Raw genomic sequence first — 17,701 nt, 5'->3', positions numbered from 1 at the left:
TTAATTGAAGAAGAATGCAGAATCCAGAATTCAGAATTCAGAATTCAGAATCAAGACGCTCGCGGACTCGCTACCGCTACGCTATCAGTCGGGGATTCAGACCCGCCACTGAATTGTTGCACCACTAAATCTACGATTTGGTGGGGGTCTAAAAAGAGGTTATTCATCCGCTTTTTCGGTCAGAATACCTAACATGAATTCTGACTCCTGACTCCTGACTCCTGAATTCTGTTCGATAATTTTCAGATTGGGTAAAGTTGCGTCACCGATAGGGTTAGCGACGTAGGAGCGTCACAGCCTCTCGTAGATATCGCTACTCAAAGAGTAGACATTGGCGCAGCGCCAGATATTAAATAAATTTTACAATTTTAAAGGCGATCGCCTTTTGTTAATTTGTGCGATCGCCTTTTGTAATTCTGGCTTCATTTTTTTTAACCTGTTGAAACTTGAAAATTGTAGAGACGTGAATTAATTACGTCTCTACAACAAAAATTCCACCAATCAAGCGATTTTCTATTCTCTAATCTTGCTCAGATAATCTGGAAAGACTTGAGTTTGGCTCTCAAACAACTCATATTTTTGGCAAGAATGGGATAAACCCAAGTTATATCCCTAGAGTTTCTGCAAAAAAGTATGAATTACAGATTTTTCTTCACGTTATCTTTTACGTCTTCAATTCCGTGACGTACTTCGCTTTCAGCTTGCTTCGCTTTACCTTCGGCTTTATCTTTTGGATCTCCAGTGATTTCTGCTGCTGCTTCTTGGGCTTTACCTTCAATATTTTTAGCAGTTGCTTTAGCCCGTTCTTCTAAGCTCATTTGGAACTCCTTCTTTTATGTCTGGTAAGTTCATTTCAAAGCTATAAACTAACTTTGAAATCTTTTGTTATTACCTTTACACAGTAGCTTAAGGTTTTTGTTCAAGCCTTCCACCACAAGACAGATTAAATAATTCGTAATTCGTAATTCGGAATTCGGAATTAAGAAAGGTAGTTGTAATAAGCGTTCTGGCTGTTGCTTGAATACAAAATAAAATAACTACACCTTAGTTATCTATGCTAAAAGACATAGAACAAGTGCAAATATGGTAATCTCTACTTTTGACTGTTTAACTAAAAAAAAACCAGTTCTGTACAGAAACTGGGTTAATAAAGTTATGGGGATATTTTTTGCCTAATCTAGAAAACCCATCAGGGTTTCAGAATTGTCAACCTCATTTGATGCTATCGGACGGTTTCCAAATGATGAATAGTTTTCAGAAATTGCCAATGAACTTGAGGCAATTGGACGAATCCCAGAGAGATTAATACTTTCAACGACTTCAAATGTATTGGCACCAATTGGACGAATACCCATTGCGTTATAAGTTTCAACGACTTCTAACGTACTGGTGCTAATGGGACGCACCCCAGCAATTGAAAGTTTTTCAGCAACTTCTAAGTCGCTAGGACCTATGGGACGAACTCCAGCAATGGCGAGTGGCCCAGAAGATCCCGACACTGGCTGTTCACTAACTTGCTCGACTTTATCTGCATTCAAGCTCTGGTCTAGTTGATTTCCAACTTCCTCTGTAGTTTCCCCTGGAGACTTGGCATTGTTTTGCCGAGAACTGGTTGCTTTGCCAGCGTTGCTAATAGTCATAAACGAATACCTCTGGTTTGTTAATTGAATTTTACAATAATTAAGGAAAGGTGAAATTTTTTCCCATATATCTTAGAGTTTAACCTTAAAAAACCTCATATAGATATAAGTATCTTTCAAACTGATACATAAGTAAAATTAAAGAAGTCGGAAGTCGGAAGTCGAAGGGTACAGTTTTGTGACGGGGATTTAGATTTAGGCGTTCAATTCGCGCTGCCCTTCAAAGGCTAGGACTTAAACCCCTAAACTTATTAAATTCTTAAGTTTTGTAAAAAATTATTACTATTTATTTGGTCTAACTCAGCCAGCTACAATAAATATAGGGTGAAATCGTCACCATGAGATCGGGTATTTCCAGCAAAACTGTATGACAGAATTTTGTCTTCAAGCTCCCTTTAGTCCTACAGGCGATCAACCAGAAGCGATCGCACAACTGACTGCTAGTATTCAATCAGGCAATCGTTACCAAACTTTACTAGGAGCCACTGGAACTGGCAAGACGTTTTCGGTAGCAGCAGTTATTGAGAAAATTGGCAAGCCTACTTTAGTTCTGGCGCATAACAAAACCCTGGCTGCACAGCTTTGTAACGAGTTGCGGGATTTCTTTCCCAACAACGCAGTTGAGTATTTTGTCAGCTACTACGATTACTATCAGCCAGAAGCGTATATTCCCGTTACCGATACTTATATTGAAAAAACGGCAGCGATTAATGATGAGATCGATATGTTGCGACATTCAGCGACGCGATCGCTTTTTGAACGTCGTGATGTGATTGTCGTTGCATCCATCAGCTGCATCTACGGTTTGGGAATGCCAGCAGAATATCTGAAAGCTGCCATCCCCCTTCAGATAGGTATGGAAGTAAATCAACGCCAAATTTTACGAGATTTGGCAAATGTTCAATATAGCCGCAACGACATAGAAATGGGTCGGGGAAAATTTCGCGTCCGTGGTGATGTCTTAGAAATTGGCCCAGCTTATGAAGACCGGATTATTCGCGTCGAATTCTTTGGTGATGAAATTGACGCGATTAGGTATATTGACCCGGTGACAGGTGAAATTCTCAAAAGTTTAGAAGCGGTGAATATCTACCCTGCACGTCACTTTGTCACCCCAGAAGAACGATTAGAAGTAGCTTGTCACGACATCGCCGCAGAGTTAAAACAGCAAAAACTAGACTTAGAACAAGCTGGGAAACTATTAGAAGCGCAACGCATAGATCAACGTACACGCTATGATCTCGAAATGCTGCGCGAGGTAGGTTACTGCAATGGCGTTGAGAACTATTCGCGTCACTTAGCAGGAAGACAAGCCGGAGAATCGCCAGAATGTTTAATTGATTATTTTCCTAAAGATTGGCTATTAGTTATCGATGAATCTCACGTTAGTGTGCCCCAAATTCGCGGTATGTATAACGGCGATCAAGCTAGAAAAAAAGTTTTAATTGAACATGGATTTCGTCTTCCTAGTGCTGCTGATAATCGTCCTTTGAAAGCAGAGGAATTCTGGGAAAAAATGAATCAGTGTATTTTTGTTTCAGCAACTCCAGGAAATTGGGAATTAGAAATTTCTGAAGACCATGTAGTTGAACAAGTGATTAGACCAACTGGGGTGGTTGATCCAGAAATCTCCGTGCGTCCTACAGAAGGACAAATTGATGATTTGTTGGGAGAAATTAAAGATAGAGCCGACCTCCATGAACGAGTGTTAATTACCACATTAACTAAGCGGATGGCGGAAGATTTAACCGAGTATTTGCAAGATCATAGTATTCGGGTGCGATATTTACATTCGGAGATTAATTCAATTGAGCGCATTGAGATTTTGCAGAACTTGCGCGAAGGTACATTTGATGTATTGGTTGGTGTGAATTTGCTGCGGGAAGGGTTAGATTTACCGGAAGTTTCCCTAGTAGCAATTATGGATGCGGATAAAGAAGGTTTTTTGCGAACCGAACGTTCCTTAATTCAAACTATTGGTAGAGCCGCGCGTCACATCCGGGGACAAGCGATTATGTATGCTGATAATATGACAGGCAGCATGATTAAAGCCATTGATGAAACAGACAGGCGGCGGGGGATTCAAATGGCACATAATCGACTGCATGGGATTACACCACAACCGATTGTGAAGAAATCAAGTAATGCAATTTTGTCTTTTTTAGATGTATCTCGGCGGTTGAATGCAACTGACTTGAAAGTAGTAGATGAACATCTAGATGAACTGCCATTAGAACAGATTCCCCAATTGATTACTCTGTTAGAAACTCAGATGAAAGAAGCGGCGAAGAAACTGGAATTTGAAGAGGCGGCAAAATTGCGCGATCGCATTAAGCATCTGCGAGATAAAATGCTAGGACGTTAACGTGAAGTATATGTATCGTCTGAGGCGATTATTCATCACCGAGTAAATCTATTATAGTGGAGTTGAACAGGTAGAGCATTATATGCTTCTAAGTGATATCAAGTCCGCTATTCTTTACTTCTTTTCTGATGCTGGAGGTGAGGAGATTCAGGAACGTAATGTTTAAAATGTTGATGGCAAGATTCTGATTTTGAAGCCTCAAAATCAGCGACTCTAAATATCTCGCTATAATGCTTCTTGAACTCTAACTTGCCGCAGATTCCTATGACCTCCCAGCAACTTGAAGAACGCTCTCAACAACTCGAAGCGCGAGTCGCAACTTTAGAGACAGAACTGGCACAAATGAAACAGATGCTGTCTGGGTTTCTCCAGAAGCAAACCCCCTGGTGGTTAAAAGTTGCCGGTAGCTTTGAAAACGATCCTACTTTTGAGGAAGCAGTTCGCTTTGGAGAAGAATGGCGGAAATCTGCTGAGTAGGTTGCTAACACTGCAAGATGTATATTCTTGACACCGACCATCTAAGTCTCATCCAACGCAATGGACAAGAGGGAAAACGAATCCTGACAAGGCTGGCAGCCGTTGAAGAGGGTGAAATTGCCGTGACTGTGATTACCTACGAAGAACAAGTTAGAGGTCGGCTCAGTGTTCTATCTAAGGCGAAAACTCCAGATGAGCAAGTTTTAGCGTATCGAGGGCTACAGCAACTCGCAACAGATTATCGTTCGATTGTGATTGTTCCGTTTAGCCGTAGAGCAGCTCTAGAACATCAACGTTTGCGAAAAGCCTATCCTCGTTTAGGAAATATGGATCTGAAAATTGCCGCGATTTCTCTAACCAGCAATGCAATCTTACTTACCCGTAACTTGTCAGATTTTGGGCAAATCATAGAATTAGGAACAGAGGACTGGTCAACAATCTAATCTGTTGGTATTCAATGATTCAGTTAGCGTGAGATGTCTGTGAGGCAACGTTTTGAGTGTGATGGTAAGGCGATGGGCTATGCTTGAGGGGAGAATGGCACTAAGTTATGATACAGCCCTTACCCTGAATGGTTCCCAGCCTCTAGGCTGGGAAACCACTCTGGGAGGCTCCGCCTCCTGTTTCTTGACCAGAGGCAGAGCCTCTGGGAATACATTCCCAGTCTTGAGACTGGGAACGAGGTTACACAAGCCTTTGGGCTTTTCTTAGTGCCATTCGCTTGAGGGGATAACGACCTGCATAGACTTCCACATGACCCAAGCTCTGAAAGCAATTTATCGTAACGGTGCATTCATCCTTCAAACAGCTTTTGAGTTGCCTGAAGGAACTGAAGTTGAATTGTTGATTCAGTCCCCTTATGTTGTGTCACCGCCAATTTCTAATACAGAGGCTAAACAACGGTTTCTCAGATCGCTAGTCGAACGGATGCAGCAAAATCCGATTCCGCTTAATGCTCCTCGGTTCACACGGGAAATGCTGCATGAACGCTGTTGACACCAACATTCTAATCTACGTCAATGATCCCCGCGATCCAGTTAAACAAGGAATTGCAGTTTCTCTCATATCTGCTCTGACAGAAAGTGTTTTGCTGTGGCAGGTTGCGTGTGAGTATTTGGCAGTCAGTCGCAAATTGGAATCATTGGGATATAACAGAGCGCAAGCCTATCAGTACGTTCGTGATTTACAGCAGGTTTGGTACACTGCGCTCCCAACATGGAGCGTTATTGATCGTGCAGAGAACCTGATGAGCCGCTTTAGTCTATCTCACTGGGATTCAATGATTATTACCGCTTGTTTAGAAGCAAACGTTCAAACGCTGTACACAGAGGATTTTGGATACTCAAGTATTGATGGGCTAGGAATTGTTAATCCATTTAAAGCTTCTTGAACTCTTACTTGCCGCAGATTCCTATGACTTCCCAGTGCGATCGCTGGTGCTGAGTTCTAGGCTTCTAGCCGCCGTTGATTTGAGCCGTTAATCACAAGCTTCGGCGATCGCATTAAATTAAACATCTGCGAGATAAAATGCTAGGACATTAACGTGAATCTTATGCTCACCAATATTCGCCTAATTAGCGTTCAACTTGCCACCAAGAAGCGATAATAGATAAGATGCAATTTGCGTTTTATAGAGTGTGGTAGCCATGACTGAGTTACTTGAGCGTGCGATCGCCCAACTGAAAACTCTACCTGTTGATGAGCAGGATGCGATCGCTGCTCGTCTCCTTGCTGAGATGGAGGATGAGCAAAGATGGAAGGCTCAGTTTGAATCTACAACAGATGCTCAGTGGGATCGTCTAGCTGATATGGTAAGGCAAGAAATTACTGCTGGCGACATTACTCCTTTAGCAGAGGTTTTTCCCTCTGAGCAATGAAGTCAAGTGTTACGAAGGTATTTCGCAAGAAACTTGATGAGCTTCCTCCATCAGTTCAAGAGCAAGCTGCCAAATCCTATGCTCTTTGGCGTTCAGACCATTACCACAATAGTCTTCAGTTCAAACGAGTTAGCCAGCGCCAACCAATCTATTCGGCTCGTGTTAGTTTAGACTAAGTAAGTTGGCGCGAAAAAACCCAAGTATGTTACGAAACGTAAATAGGCTTAAAGCCCTTACTAATGACCAATGACAAAGGACAAATGACAGCCTTCACCAGTTAGCTTTAATTGCGCCGACTTACTTACCGCGTTCTTGGCTTGTTGCAGGATGATCACATTTACTGGTTCTGGATTGGCGGACATGCAGAGTATGACGAGTTGCTTCAGAGGTTGTAACGCCAGCAGCCTAACTGTTAGCTTCTCCATGCGCCGCAGCTACGCCCGTCGTAGACATCGCATTAAACATCTGCGAGATAAAATGTTAGGACGTTAACGTGAATCTTATGCTCACCAATATTCGCCTAATTAGTGTTCAAGAATATCACCAAATGGCGGAAACGGGAATTTTTCATCCTGAAGAACGCTTAGAATTAATCGCGGGACAAATCATCAGAATGTCAGCAAAAGGAACTGCTCACGAATCAGCAATTACCCGCACAGAAAGGTTATTACGTCAACGTTTGGGTGACAAAGTTTTATTAAGAATTCAGTCACCAGTGCAACTTGACGATTATTCGGAACCAGAACCAGATATTTCAGTGGTGAAGGTGAATCCATTAGATTATGAGGATCACCATCCCGATGCTTCCGAAGTGTTTTTACTGATTGAAATAGCTGATTCCAGTCTCAAGTATGATCGAGAAGTAAAAGCGATCGCTTATGCTAAGTCAGGTATTATTGAGTACTGGATTTTAGATATCAATAGACGCAAGTTGTATATGTATCGCCTCCCTAGTCCAGACGGATATCACAGTGAGAGCATACTTGCAGAAGATGTGACAATTTCCCCTTTAGCTTTTGGTGATTGTGCGATCTGTATTCGGGAATTATTGCGAAAAGTCTAAATAATTCGTAATTTATAAAAACGTTCGTGGACTAGCCAACGTTTTTCTGTTTGGTAAGAATATACTTTTTAAGGTAGTAGAGCAACTTGAGCGTATTATTAACGTAGAGTATGTGTTTTTAGTGGCAGACGATGTTGGTTACAATCCTTATCTTCAAGACTTAAAGGATAGAGGAGTGGAAATAATTGTTTTTCAGAACTCAGAAAATTCTGGCTCAAGAATGTTCCAGAACTTTAACTGGGCTGATATATCATATCCTCTGGCTTTGGCTATGGGTTTAAACCAACATGAACTATAGTAGGAAGAAGCAAGCTAACAACCCGATTGGAGCGGACTGGCAAGCAGTTTGAAACCGAATCTACCGAAAAATAAAATCCCTTCCAGAAATTCCCCTAAAATTACAAGCAGGAGAAACTATCAGGAGAAATCATGGCTATTGATGCAGAAATTTTACAAACACTAGATCAAATGCCAGAGCCACTTAAACAAGAACTCTTGCATTATGCCAAATATTTAGTTGAGAATTATTCAAAGGCTGTTTCTCAGGAAAGTTTACTACAAAAAAAGCATCGTTCTGGCATCTTAAAAGGAACTTTTGTTTTACCTTTGCCTGATGACTTTGATGAACCTCTCGAAGTTTTTAAGGAATATATGGAATAAGTGCTTTCCTTTTAGATACTCATGCCTTTATCTGGCTAACTGAAAATGACTCCAGCCTTCCAGATAATCTGAAGATGATGATCAATACCGCAGATATCGTTTATCTCAGTATCGCTAGTCTTTGGGAAATTGCGATCAAGTTGAACCTTGGCAAATTATCGCTTCAACAGAGCTATGCAACAATAGGTTCTGCGATCGACGCTTCAGATATCCTCATACTTTCGATATCTTTTGCCGATACGGTTCAAGTTCGGAATCTCCCGCTACATCATGGTGATCCATTTGACCGAATGTTGATTGCACAGGCTATCAATCACTCCTTAATTATTATTAGCAGGGATAAAAAATTCGATGCTTATTCTGTTCAGAGGATGTGGGAATAGTCATACCAAAAGAAAACGTCCATTTTTCGCTATCCTAGATAAAGTGAATCATTAAGAGATCGCGCCGATGGTTGCTTTACCCGATCGCATTTTGATGAATGCAGAAAAATATCTGGTTTGGGAACCCACCCAAGAGCAACGCTACGAGTATTGGGATGGCGAAGTTGTGGCGATGAGCGGTGGTACACGCAACCATAATCGGGTTTGTCTCAATTTCTCGAAGCTCTTAGATGATGCCCTAGCCGATGTCTACGACGGGCGTAGCTGCGGCACCTGTGAAGTATACATTGTAGATGTGAAGGTGCAAGTAGAACCGGGGCAAAAATATTTTTATCCTGATGTAGTGGTGACTTGCGATGAGCGGGATAGCGATCCACAATTGATACAATTTCCCTGCTTAATTATCGAAGTCCTATCACCCTCAACAGAAGCAGTCGATAGGGGAAAAAAGTTTGCCAAATATCGCCAATCTCCAACCTTGCAAGAATATGTCTTAGTACAAGTAGCTCAACCGAGTGTGGAAGTCTTTCGACGCAACGAACAGGGAAAATGGGTGCTGTCGGAGTATAATTTGGATGAGATATTGCGACTGGAATCGGTGGATGTGGAAATAGCGATCGCCCATTTGTACCAACAAGTGCAGTTTGAAACCGAAGCCACCGAAAATTGAATAGATCCTCGATCGGGATGCCTAGACGCGTAACCGCTTGTATACAGCGTCTACTCATGATTAGATTGGCTTCAGCTTTAGTGTGTTTGCAAAAGTTTTCGGTCTACTGACTGTGACGTTGAAAAAAGTTCCAAATTGTTTCACTGGCGTTCAGCCCCAGTTTAGCATTGAATTTATTTAGGCTCTCGTCAGTTGAAGAACCACCAGGCCAAAAATGTCCACCGTTTACTACCGCTAGCTGCCAAACTTCTGAGTTACCACTACAACCTTTGTAGAGAGAGGTTTTTACTTGAACTTTAGAAAACTGCGGAGATTCATTCGATGAGGTACATTGATCGTGCGATCGCCAAAAATCTACCATGTCTGAGATAGAAACCAGCGCTCCTCGTTGAGTGTGATCATCACCTTCATAAAGTACATCATGATCGTTTGTACCATTGATCATTAACATCGATATGGGAGTTTGAGGCTGGCAATTAGGTTTGAGTCTAGCTGGGAGCGAACCAGCTACTGATGCAAAACCAGCAATTTTATTAGGTAACTTACAAGCCAGTGCTTGGGTAAGTATTCCACCTCTAGAAAAACCGGTGGCATAAACTTTATGACTATCAATATTAATTTGCTGCTGAAGATGATCAATCAAAGCACTGACAAATAAAACATCATCTACCCTTCCTTGAGCGTTACCTCTAAGGCTCCATTTTTGGTCAATTCCATCTGGATAAACAACAATAAATCCTTTTTGATCTGCTAATTCATTGAAGCGAGTTACATTACTTATAGACCGACCACTACCATCATCCCCATGAAACACTAAAACTAACGGCATCGGGCGGTCTGGATTATAAGATTTTGGAGTATAAAAATAGTAAGTACGTAACTTTCCTTGGTTATATAGCTTTCCATAATTATCACCACTGACGATTTTTTCTTTAGTTATATTTTTTTCTTCAGCCTGGATGGAATTGGAGGCTGTTACTAAAGTAATTGTAACTATAAATATAAGAATATTTTTAAGAAATCGAGAATTAGGATATATATTCATAGTAATTAAATTGAATCGATTAAGATACTTTCGTTCACTTGAAAAGTCTTATTTACCAGCAAAGTTATACTTAATAGAGAGTAACAACCCTACTTGGGTTGTTACTCTCTATTAAAAATATTAACCTCTTACAGTTATATAATGACCAGGAACTCGAACTTTAACCAACTTATGACCGCGTCGTACTGTTTTGTAATATGTAGGAATGAACTTCTGGTGAACTCGAGCAACAATAACAGGTTTATGGACACTGGGTCTGGCAATGATTTCTGCTGCCGATGCCTGTGAGGGTAAGGAGGAAATTACAAATGGTAGTGCAAGTAATGTACCTAATAAAATACGTTTCATGTTCAAATCTCCATCAATTAATTTACTTGAGTTTTCTACAGCATTCCTCAATAATTTGTAAACATATATTCTTACCTAATCTTTAGTATTATAGGAAGTTTTACCTGTTACACGCCTTAATTGGTTTGCTGTATTGTTCTCAGTTTAAAATAGTAAATAAAAAGACACAGTGGAATAAAGTCATAATTTCAGTATGACTTTAGTCATATTTTGGACTTTAGACAAAAAAAGGTGTTCGCGCGTAATGTTCACCCTATCCCACCAAGAATAGCTGAGTATTTCTACCTGATTATTTTCCCCATCTATACCCACCGAATTATGATCTCCACGTCTCCCAAGAGTTACAGCAAGTTTAGCTGAGTCTGTGCAGCGATCGCTGACCAGGGGTTTTGAGAGCAGCGTGAGTTTACTTTCTGCCCTTGTGGTGTGGGGATTGCCTATGGTTGAATGGGGGTAGCAGACCAATACTGCGTAGGTTTTGCCTAAAAAATAAAAATGTGTAGTAGCGTGGCAAGCTTAATTTGTTCGGTTGAGGAACGAAACCCAACATTCTCACGTTATCAGGTGCGATCGCTGCTCAGTCTAATCTTGAGTCGAATGGCACTAAGAAAATATATAGCCCTTGCCCTGACTGGTTAAGAGCCTCCAGGCTCTTAACCGATTCTGTGAGGGCTGCCGCCTCCTCTTTCTTGACCAGAGGCAGAGCCTATGAGAATACATTCCCAGCCTAGAGGCTCTTAACGAGGCGACACAAGCCTTTGGGCTTTTCTTAGTGCCATTCAATCTTGAGTCTTTTGTTGATAAATTTGCGGTGCAAGAATGACTTGAATTTGCTTTTCCTGGCATTTTTGAGAAAAAGCGCGAATTTGAGCTTCCTCATCTCCCTCAATTGACAAAGATTTCAAAAATCCCTGAAATCCTAAAAAAGCTAATTCGTAGATAGCTTTTTGACTAAAAACACCTTGAAAATAGCCAGTGTGAGTATCAACACCTTGAGGATCTCTATTATTAATAGACTTCCGAATAAATGCCAAAGTTAGTAAAATATAATTCCCAAAATTTATCGCTGGCTTTTCTAAGGCAGAACTAACAATTCCGATCTGGGCACTCCGATCATCTTTATAATCTGTACAGTCAAAATATGTAAATAAATCTGCGGGCTGAACCTCATTTTCCGAAATTTCAGTTATCTCTTCAAGTTTTCTATGTTCGCTATTAGAAGAGCGAATTTCTAAATAGTTATAAGGTTTATCGAGTGTATAATCTTTATCATAGTCTTGTTTGTGTAAATTAACAACTCCATATCTGGGTGTGTGACCAACTGTATCATTTTTGTTGTTGAAATGCTTAACTGTTATATTACCAAGCCTGTAGCCACTAATACGAGTTCGTGCGGGGAAACTAAAGTAATTTGCAGCAGTGGAGGTAAGTCGTAACGCTAAGTCTCCCTCATTACAAAAGATATAAGCTTCTTCGCACCGACGTAAAGAAGAACGAAGAAAATTAGCTCGTCCTGGCAAGATAGTTTCTACAGGAACATCAGGTGCAACTAGCACAAGTCTGCCTAAACGAAATACATTGCCTATATCTGAATCAGGTTCTTTATTAATAGATTTAACGTCAAAAATATCAGAGAGGATACGAATTACATCTGTAACGACAAAACAACCCATACTATGACTAATAAATGACAATTTAATGCGTTTTTTATGAGGTAACTTTACTGTAACATCAAGCTGTCTGATCAATTCAACTAAGTCTGTGACACCATAATTAATCGCTCTATAAGTATCACGAAAATAAGTAGATATTCTGAGAACAATTAATGTAAAAATAACTGAAGATACAATGCCAGATAAAATTAACAACACCGTGAAAAAGTGGACAGCGCTATTACTCAAAATATCTAGGAACAACAAAGCTATGGCAGACCATATACTAATTGTTAGTCCCACAACTAAATTGATAGCTAGTAAAGTTGGTAGAGAATACAGTGCGTTGATTAGCTTTTGCCCAAAAGAACCAGACTCATCTGTTTTTGTAGGATTTTCAGAAGGCCATCTATATCCGATAAAAATATACTTATTTGGTTCCTGAATATGTGTATTAACATATTCATAAATCTTTTTGCAGCCTGTCTCTGTATCAGATGGTGTAGAACTATATCCATGAATATTTATAATAATTTCTGGTTCTGGGCTTGATTGTAAACTTTCAGCAATTTTATCAATCATCTCTTTGGCTGAAGGTTCAGCTTGTCTATCATTGATATTAAAAAAGTTTTGATTAACAACTGTTGATAAATAGTTGTTAGGATTATTTTCTTCTGTCTCAACATTGAGTTTGGCAGTACTAACTACGAAATAACCAGAGATTTTTTCTTGGTTATTTTTGTTAAATTCGTAAATTTGATACGGTTGATTGTCTGCCAGATTCTTGTTATCAGGAGAGTTCGTCATGTCTATTTTCCTTTACAACGAATGGTTAACTATATCGCTTAGGGACTGCATCTGCTCACATTCCGAAGGTAAGTAGACGTAGGTTGGGTGGAGCGGAGCGCAACCCAACTGATTATCAGGATGTTGGGTTACGCAAAGCCTCCACCCAACCTACAATTTTTTTGCTGTCGTCGTAAACACAATTTTTCTCAGGATTATTACTTCACTCTTTTACCTGACAAACTGGCTATTACTAATATTACTAGAGGCGTTATCTTTTGAGTTTATTGCAATCACTAAACACTCATTTGGAACTCTGGGAAGCATATCGTTAAAAGCAGGAGTATAACGACCATCTTCATCAACAACCCTACGGAGAGTATACTCACCAGCCCGAGAAAGTCCGCCGAACCAAAGGTTGTTTCTGTGCCAAATATCTCCATTGAGAGAATTTTTGTCTTGGAACATTGTAAAATTTACAATCGATGTTGAAATTGGTATTCCCAGCAAAATAGGTATGACTTGAGCTTGCTGCAAAGTTTCATCTTCAAACTGAATTTTGTAAGTTACCTCAAACCATTGAACTAAACGTAGTAATATCCACCCAGGAATCGAGTTATGAAAAGTCCACTGCAACGGTGCAAAGACTGGTAATAGCAAAGCTCTGTTGTGTGTATCCCATTCTAAATTGTACATAGTGATGCAAGTATCTGGCAGTGGATTGCCATCCAAAAAAAACACACCTTTAAGGACAGATGGTAAGTTTGTTTGTTTGATTGGAATCATCCAGGTTGCAATATTATTGAGTTGCTTTTTCTCGATTAATTCAGTCATACTAATTTGTAATTCGTAACTAAGTACAGTCTTGCGTAAAATCGTGGCGAATTGAGGGTTGAAATTTAAACGCAAAGGAGAGGCAGCGCGTTGCGGGGGTTCCCCCCGTTGTAGCGACTGCCGTCGCGCAGAGGGAAGCGCAGAGGCACGCAGAGAATTCGCTACGAATTAATGAAATGTTGTACTAAGACAAACTCAAAAAGCCATAACAATTACCAACTTAGTACTCACAGTCGTTGAGCAAAACCTTGTAGCACTAAATTATTAGGAGTAACGGCAGTCACTTTTTCAAAATCCCATTTGACTTCTGTAATTGAGTCCCATTGATAGTTCTTGAACAGATGTAAACAGAAAATCTTGATGAAGCCAATTGATAAGGATCTACCAGGACAGGCTCGCTCATGCCCTTCGCCGTTCCAAGATAAGATATCGGAAAAATTTCGTGTTATGTCAAAATCATCTGGATTTTGGTATCTGTTGGTATCCCGATTAGCTGTAAAAATAGAACCAAGCAGTCGAGTACCTTTTTGGAATGGGCATTTTTGTTCTCCAATCTCAACTTCACCCGCTTCAGTGGCAAGTTGGCTAACAAATCGCACAGGTGGATAGAGACGAGCCGTTTCCAGAATTACTTGATTGAGAAGTGTTGACTGTTCTAGAGCCTCTGGGTTTAAACTTTCCTTGCCATTCCAAACTGCATTGACTTCTGACACTACATTATTTCTGAGGGCATTATCCAAGCATAAAACACCAATAACAGATCCCAAAAGCCCACTCGTGCCAGCAGTACCGGCAATATGAATCATATCGAAAAGGCTATTAGCGATTTGGTGTTCGTTTAACTGATACTGAGCGCCTGTTTCAAAGTAAGATGCCCATTTGGTAGATTGTTGATATTTCTTGGTTAAATACTGACGATGCCGAATTTTTGGCGCTGTTAATATTGCCAGCAGATACTTGCTAATAAAATTTGGCAAGGATGCGAGAACCAAACCTTTAATGTAACTACTTGATGCTGTGATTTCTTCCTCAGATAAAGATATCTGAAAAACCAGTTGGTGCAAAATCGACAGCATGATCTTTGGCAAATCGTTGCCGATGTGTAATTTGCCCTGTCTAGCAGCCTCTAACAGGCTTTGCTCTACTAGATACCCGAAAAAGTCTATCTGCCCTGACGGTTCTGGTAAGGCTTGTAAGAACACAGCACGCAGTCCTGTGTGTTCGTTACCGTTTGTTCCCAAGCTCAGAGGATTATCGAGCAGGTAGCTAGGAGCTAATATTCTGATGATGCCTAAATCATTTCCCCGCAGTTGTGGTTGGGTTTGCATTAGTTCGCTCACCTGGGTGTGAGAGGAATGCATAATTGCTTGGTCTACTGCAAAATACTTGTCTCCAATATTGTCCTTACGGATGTAGAGAAAATCCCGCCATGCGTTGAGCATGATTGATGCATCTGTATAATAAAAAATCAAGCGTAGAAACTTGCCGATCGCAGTGTTATAACCTACTTTGGCTAGTATAGGTGCAAGCCATAGCTGGCGATCGTGACCTTTGAGGACTTTATCTTTAAGTGTCATAATATTTACTTTTTGTCATTTGTCATTTGTCATTTGTCATTTGTCATTGGTCATTAGGCTTAGTAGTTTCCCTTGTCACCAATTTAGATATTGATGCTCTGAGGAATTTTAGAAGGAAGCAGATACTCATAACTTGGACGGTGCAAATTACGTTGCTTGATGGTATCTTCTACCTGCTGAAGATTACTATGGAATGTCTGTAACAATGGTTTTACTTTCTGGTCTGTAAAGTATCCTTGCTGATATTCGCCCAGCTTGTTGTAATATACAGACCCCAACAAGGTGAGTAAATTGTATTGCCGTTGCGCCTGATCTAAAGGGGGGAGCAAATTCAGGTAGTCTTGCTCAGTAACTTCTCTTTTGAGAGTTGAGGCTGGTAAATAACCTGCCGTTGGTATGGCTGCGGCATAACTCATCAAATCTTTTTGCGGAAAGTTAACGGCTGCATGTTGAGCGCTGGCGGTGAAAATAATCAGCGTAGTGGCATCAATCAAGTAATTGAGCGTTTTGATGCCACCATCTTCGCCAAAATCGCGGATGCGACCACCATCATAAGCTGAGATTTCGGCTGCCCACGCTTGCAGGGCTGTGTCTTTCTGAATGTCTTCATCGGTGGTGTAGTAAAGGTTCAGGTAGTCTGAAACCCATTGTTTAATGGCATCCCAGACTAGTAGTGCATCATCCCGGTAAGGATAAACAGGCAATAGGTTGGGATCATCCACACCGCGCTGTTGGAATTGCTTGGGTAAGATGGCACTATTGAAACCATAGCTTTGCAGTCCTAGCACTGCTAAAACGCGAGAGTTATCGATTGATGCTGAGAGTAATCTATCGACGCCACCACCAGGAGCAATGAGAATCCGTTGGGCGGCATCGTTAATTGCTAAGGTGCTGTCAAAATGCGGGCGCAGTAGAATTCTTAGGGGATGGGTGAGTGGTAGTTGTCGATAGGTGGCGATCGCAAAAGCACCAATTAATAGATGAGTTCTTCCTAAATGAGTAATCGGTTCGTGGAAGTTGGCATCTGCTATTTGGACAATTGTTTTGGCAAATAGCCAAGGGTATTTACCGGAGTTAGGGGTAATAATGGGGTAATCTGATCCTGGGGTTTGACCGCATTGAATGGCGATCGGACGCAATAGACGGGTGGGGTCTGAGCCTCTGGGTAAGGCAAATAGTGCTAGGGGAGCATAGACATATTTTTGCTCATGTGGGTATGTACCGTTGATCGCGCCGGATAAAATTTTATAGTCAGCTAAGTAGAGCCTTCCTTCAAGTCCGGCTGCTGCTAATGAATCGTCAGTTCCCATCACTGCTTGGTAATGTTCGTCTGTGACTGGGAAGCGATCGCCTAGAGTAGTGACTCGCTCGATCATGACGGGATTGTAGCCAGCTACTCGCATATAGGCAAATACTTCATCTTTATCGTAAGTTTTGGCGATCGCTGGTACACCAATCACCGGAAACAAATTTTCGTAGTCCTTGAGACTGGTTGCGTGTCCTGTGGGCTGTCCTTCATATAAAAGCGTAATTACTCGATTTAGAGTATCTCTAAGGATCACAAGTCCGTTTTCTTTAAGAATATGAAAGAAAAGTTCGTCGAGTTCTCTAAGATCCTTGGATATCCCTTTAAGTAAAAACTGGGGTATAATTTGCAGGATTCTCGCCAGAATGCTGAATCGAAGTGGTATTGCTCCCTTGATCAAGGCTTCTAAAATAAACCTTTCGACATCATCACGAATCGATTTAGAACCCTGATTGCCTCGGTTGACAATCAGGGTATTGACAAAAACAACTCGTAACTGCTGGGCTAATAAAAAATACCAGTTAGTGGCGAACTCTTCCGCAACAGAAAGCTGATCCACCATAGCAATAGATGGAATATGGGTGTAGTTATATTGATACTCTTGCCTAGCTATGTCTAGATTTTGAGTGCTTGAGGAACTGATCGAATTATCTGGTAATGAAGCAGTCATTGACCCTACTCGCTTGTAGTATGGGGAACTTTAAAATAATTCGTAATTCGTAATTCGTAATTCGTAATTACGTTTTGTGACGGGGATTTAGCTTAGGCTTCAATTCGCGCTGCCTGTCTTGCTGGGGAATTAAACAAAACACATACTTTGTTAACAGTTTAGAATAAACAGATTTTAGTCAGCGAAACCTCGTCCATTTTGAAAGAGAGGAGTAGTGCGGGCATCTTGCCCGCTACTACGAGCAGGGAGCAAAATGCTCCCACTACGAGCAGGGAGCAAGATGCTCCCACTACGAGCAGGGAGCAAGATGCTCCCACTACGAGCAGGGAGCAAGATGCTCCCACTACG

Annotated in this window: 23 protein-coding genes; 14 read left to right on the top strand and 9 right to left on the bottom strand. The window is 41.0% G+C overall.

The features are described 5' to 3' along the window. Positions 1-638 precede the first annotated feature (638 nt). Both V7K27_RS16745 and V7K27_RS16740 read right to left on the bottom strand, forming a co-directional pair. Positions 639-818 (bottom strand): CsbD family protein, encoded by a 180-nt coding sequence (locus V7K27_RS16745; RefSeq protein WP_334949092.1) that lies wholly within the window; start codon positions 816-818, stop codon positions 639-641. A 354-nt stretch (positions 819-1,172) separates the two neighbouring features. Continuing rightward, entirely contained in the window at positions 1,173-1,640 is a 468-nt protein-coding gene (locus V7K27_RS16740; RefSeq protein ID WP_334949090.1) for a hypothetical protein, read from the bottom strand. A 367-nt stretch (positions 1,641-2,007) separates the two neighbouring features. Here V7K27_RS16740 and uvrB point away from each other — a divergent pair, with 367 nt between their 5' ends. The 7 genes from uvrB to V7K27_RS16705 all read left to right on the top strand — a co-directional run bounded on the left by uvrB (position 2,008) and on the right by V7K27_RS16705 (position 6,535). Beyond that, positions 2,008-4,005 (top strand): excinuclease ABC subunit UvrB, encoded by a 1,998-nt coding sequence (gene uvrB / locus V7K27_RS16735; protein ID WP_334949088.1) that lies wholly within the window; start codon positions 2,008-2,010, stop codon positions 4,003-4,005. Between the two features lie 264 nt (positions 4,006-4,269). Continuing rightward, positions 4,270-4,482, top strand: a complete 213-nt coding sequence (locus V7K27_RS16730) for a hypothetical protein (protein ID WP_334949086.1) — start codon at positions 4,270-4,272, stop codon at positions 4,480-4,482. Positions 4,483-4,499: 17 nt separating this feature from the next. Continuing rightward, on the top strand, positions 4,500-4,925 hold the full coding sequence (locus V7K27_RS16725) for a type II toxin-antitoxin system VapC family toxin (RefSeq protein WP_334949084.1): 426 nt from the start codon (positions 4,500-4,502) through the stop codon (positions 4,923-4,925). Between the two features lie 310 nt (positions 4,926-5,235). Next, positions 5,236-5,478 carry an antitoxin family protein gene (locus tag V7K27_RS16720; protein WP_334949082.1) on the top strand — a complete coding sequence of 81 codons (243 nt, stop codon included), beginning with the start codon at positions 5,236-5,238 and terminating at the stop codon, positions 5,476-5,478. Beyond that, positions 5,465-5,872 carry a PIN domain-containing protein gene (locus V7K27_RS16715; RefSeq protein WP_334949080.1) on the top strand — a complete coding sequence of 136 codons (408 nt, stop codon included), beginning with the start codon at positions 5,465-5,467 and terminating at the stop codon, positions 5,870-5,872. Before V7K27_RS16720 ends, V7K27_RS16715 begins: the two co-directional genes overlap by 14 nt. A 256-nt stretch (positions 5,873-6,128) precedes the next feature. After that, the gene (locus V7K27_RS16710; protein ID WP_334949079.1) at positions 6,129-6,359 is read left to right on the top strand and encodes a hypothetical protein; all 231 of its coding nucleotides are present in this window, start codon (positions 6,129-6,131) and stop codon (positions 6,357-6,359) included. Then, on the top strand, positions 6,356-6,535 hold the full coding sequence (locus tag V7K27_RS16705) for a hypothetical protein (RefSeq protein ID WP_334949078.1): 180 nt from the start codon (positions 6,356-6,358) through the stop codon (positions 6,533-6,535). Before V7K27_RS16710 ends, V7K27_RS16705 begins: the two co-directional genes overlap by 4 nt. A gap of 60 nt (positions 6,536-6,595) precedes the next feature. On the opposite strand, the gene V7K27_RS16700 is transcribed toward V7K27_RS16705, so the two are convergent. Next, positions 6,596-6,721 (bottom strand): hypothetical protein, encoded by a 126-nt coding sequence (locus V7K27_RS16700; protein ID WP_334949076.1) that lies wholly within the window; start codon positions 6,719-6,721, stop codon positions 6,596-6,598. A 7-nt stretch (positions 6,722-6,728) separates the two neighbouring features. Here V7K27_RS16700 and V7K27_RS16695 point away from each other — a divergent pair, with 7 nt between their 5' ends. The 6 genes from V7K27_RS16695 (at position 6,729) to V7K27_RS16670 (ending at position 9,135) form a co-directional block, all read left to right on the top strand. Beyond that, positions 6,729-6,851 (top strand): hypothetical protein, encoded by a 123-nt coding sequence (locus V7K27_RS16695; RefSeq protein WP_334949074.1) that lies wholly within the window; start codon positions 6,729-6,731, stop codon positions 6,849-6,851. Positions 6,852-6,861: 10 nt separating this feature from the next. Beyond that, positions 6,862-7,422, top strand: coding sequence for a Uma2 family endonuclease (locus tag V7K27_RS16690; protein WP_334949072.1), 561 nt, complete (start codon positions 6,862-6,864; stop codon positions 7,420-7,422). 121 nt (positions 7,423-7,543) lie between these two features. Continuing rightward, positions 7,544-7,720, top strand: a complete 177-nt coding sequence (locus V7K27_RS16685) for a hypothetical protein (RefSeq protein ID WP_334949070.1) — start codon at positions 7,544-7,546, stop codon at positions 7,718-7,720. A gap of 131 nt (positions 7,721-7,851) precedes the next feature. Further along, complete coding sequence (gene vapB / locus V7K27_RS16680; RefSeq protein WP_334949068.1) at positions 7,852-8,082, top strand: type II toxin-antitoxin system VapB family antitoxin; 231 nt, start codon at positions 7,852-7,854, stop codon at positions 8,080-8,082. After that, on the top strand, positions 8,070-8,465 hold the full coding sequence (locus V7K27_RS16675; RefSeq protein ID WP_334949277.1) for a type II toxin-antitoxin system VapC family toxin: 396 nt from the start codon (positions 8,070-8,072) through the stop codon (positions 8,463-8,465). The genes vapB and V7K27_RS16675 overlap by 13 nt, the downstream gene beginning before the upstream one ends. Positions 8,466-8,532: 67 nt before the next feature. After that, complete coding sequence (locus V7K27_RS16670; protein ID WP_334949066.1) at positions 8,533-9,135, top strand: Uma2 family endonuclease; 603 nt, start codon at positions 8,533-8,535, stop codon at positions 9,133-9,135. A gap of 103 nt (positions 9,136-9,238) precedes the next feature. Here the strand turns inward: V7K27_RS16670 and V7K27_RS16665 are convergent, their stop codons facing one another. Then, entirely contained in the window at positions 9,239-10,180 is a 942-nt protein-coding gene (locus V7K27_RS16665) for an extracellular catalytic domain type 1 short-chain-length polyhydroxyalkanoate depolymerase (protein WP_334949064.1), read from the bottom strand. 120 nt (positions 10,181-10,300) lie between these two features. After that, entirely contained in the window at positions 10,301-10,528 is a 228-nt protein-coding gene (locus V7K27_RS16660) for a hypothetical protein (RefSeq protein WP_334949275.1), read from the bottom strand. 495 nt (positions 10,529-11,023) lie between these two features. Here V7K27_RS16660 and V7K27_RS16655 point away from each other — a divergent pair, with 495 nt between their 5' ends. Continuing rightward, the gene (locus V7K27_RS16655) at positions 11,024-11,167 is read left to right on the top strand and encodes a hypothetical protein (protein ID WP_334949062.1); all 144 of its coding nucleotides are present in this window, start codon (positions 11,024-11,026) and stop codon (positions 11,165-11,167) included. Between the two features lie 140 nt (positions 11,168-11,307). On the opposite strand, the gene V7K27_RS16650 is transcribed toward V7K27_RS16655, so the two are convergent. The 4 genes from V7K27_RS16650 to V7K27_RS16635 all read right to left on the bottom strand — a co-directional run bounded on the left by V7K27_RS16650 (position 11,308) and on the right by V7K27_RS16635 (position 17,353). Beyond that, positions 11,308-12,987: an alpha/beta hydrolase gene (locus V7K27_RS16650; protein ID WP_334949060.1), complete on the bottom strand. Its 1,680-nt coding sequence runs from the start codon at positions 12,985-12,987 to the stop codon at positions 11,308-11,310. Between the two features lie 210 nt (positions 12,988-13,197). Then, positions 13,198-13,800 carry a hypothetical protein gene (locus tag V7K27_RS16645; RefSeq protein ID WP_334949058.1) on the bottom strand — a complete coding sequence of 201 codons (603 nt, stop codon included), beginning with the start codon at positions 13,798-13,800 and terminating at the stop codon, positions 13,198-13,200. 227 nt (positions 13,801-14,027) lie between these two features. Continuing rightward, entirely contained in the window at positions 14,028-15,377 is a 1,350-nt protein-coding gene (locus V7K27_RS16640) for a cytochrome P450 (protein WP_334949056.1), read from the bottom strand. An 83-nt stretch (positions 15,378-15,460) separates the two neighbouring features. Then, positions 15,461-17,353 carry a lipoxygenase family protein gene (locus V7K27_RS16635; protein ID WP_334949054.1) on the bottom strand — a complete coding sequence of 631 codons (1,893 nt, stop codon included), beginning with the start codon at positions 17,351-17,353 and terminating at the stop codon, positions 15,461-15,463. Positions 17,354-17,701: the final 348 nt, after the last annotated feature.

The organism is Nostoc sp. (assembly GCF_036919575.1).
In the GTDB taxonomy this organism is placed as follows: domain Bacteria; phylum Cyanobacteriota; class Cyanobacteriia; order Cyanobacteriales; family Nostocaceae; genus Nostoc.
The sequence above is the reverse complement of the archived record's forward strand: the minus strand, read 5'-3'. Positions and strand labels throughout refer to the sequence as shown.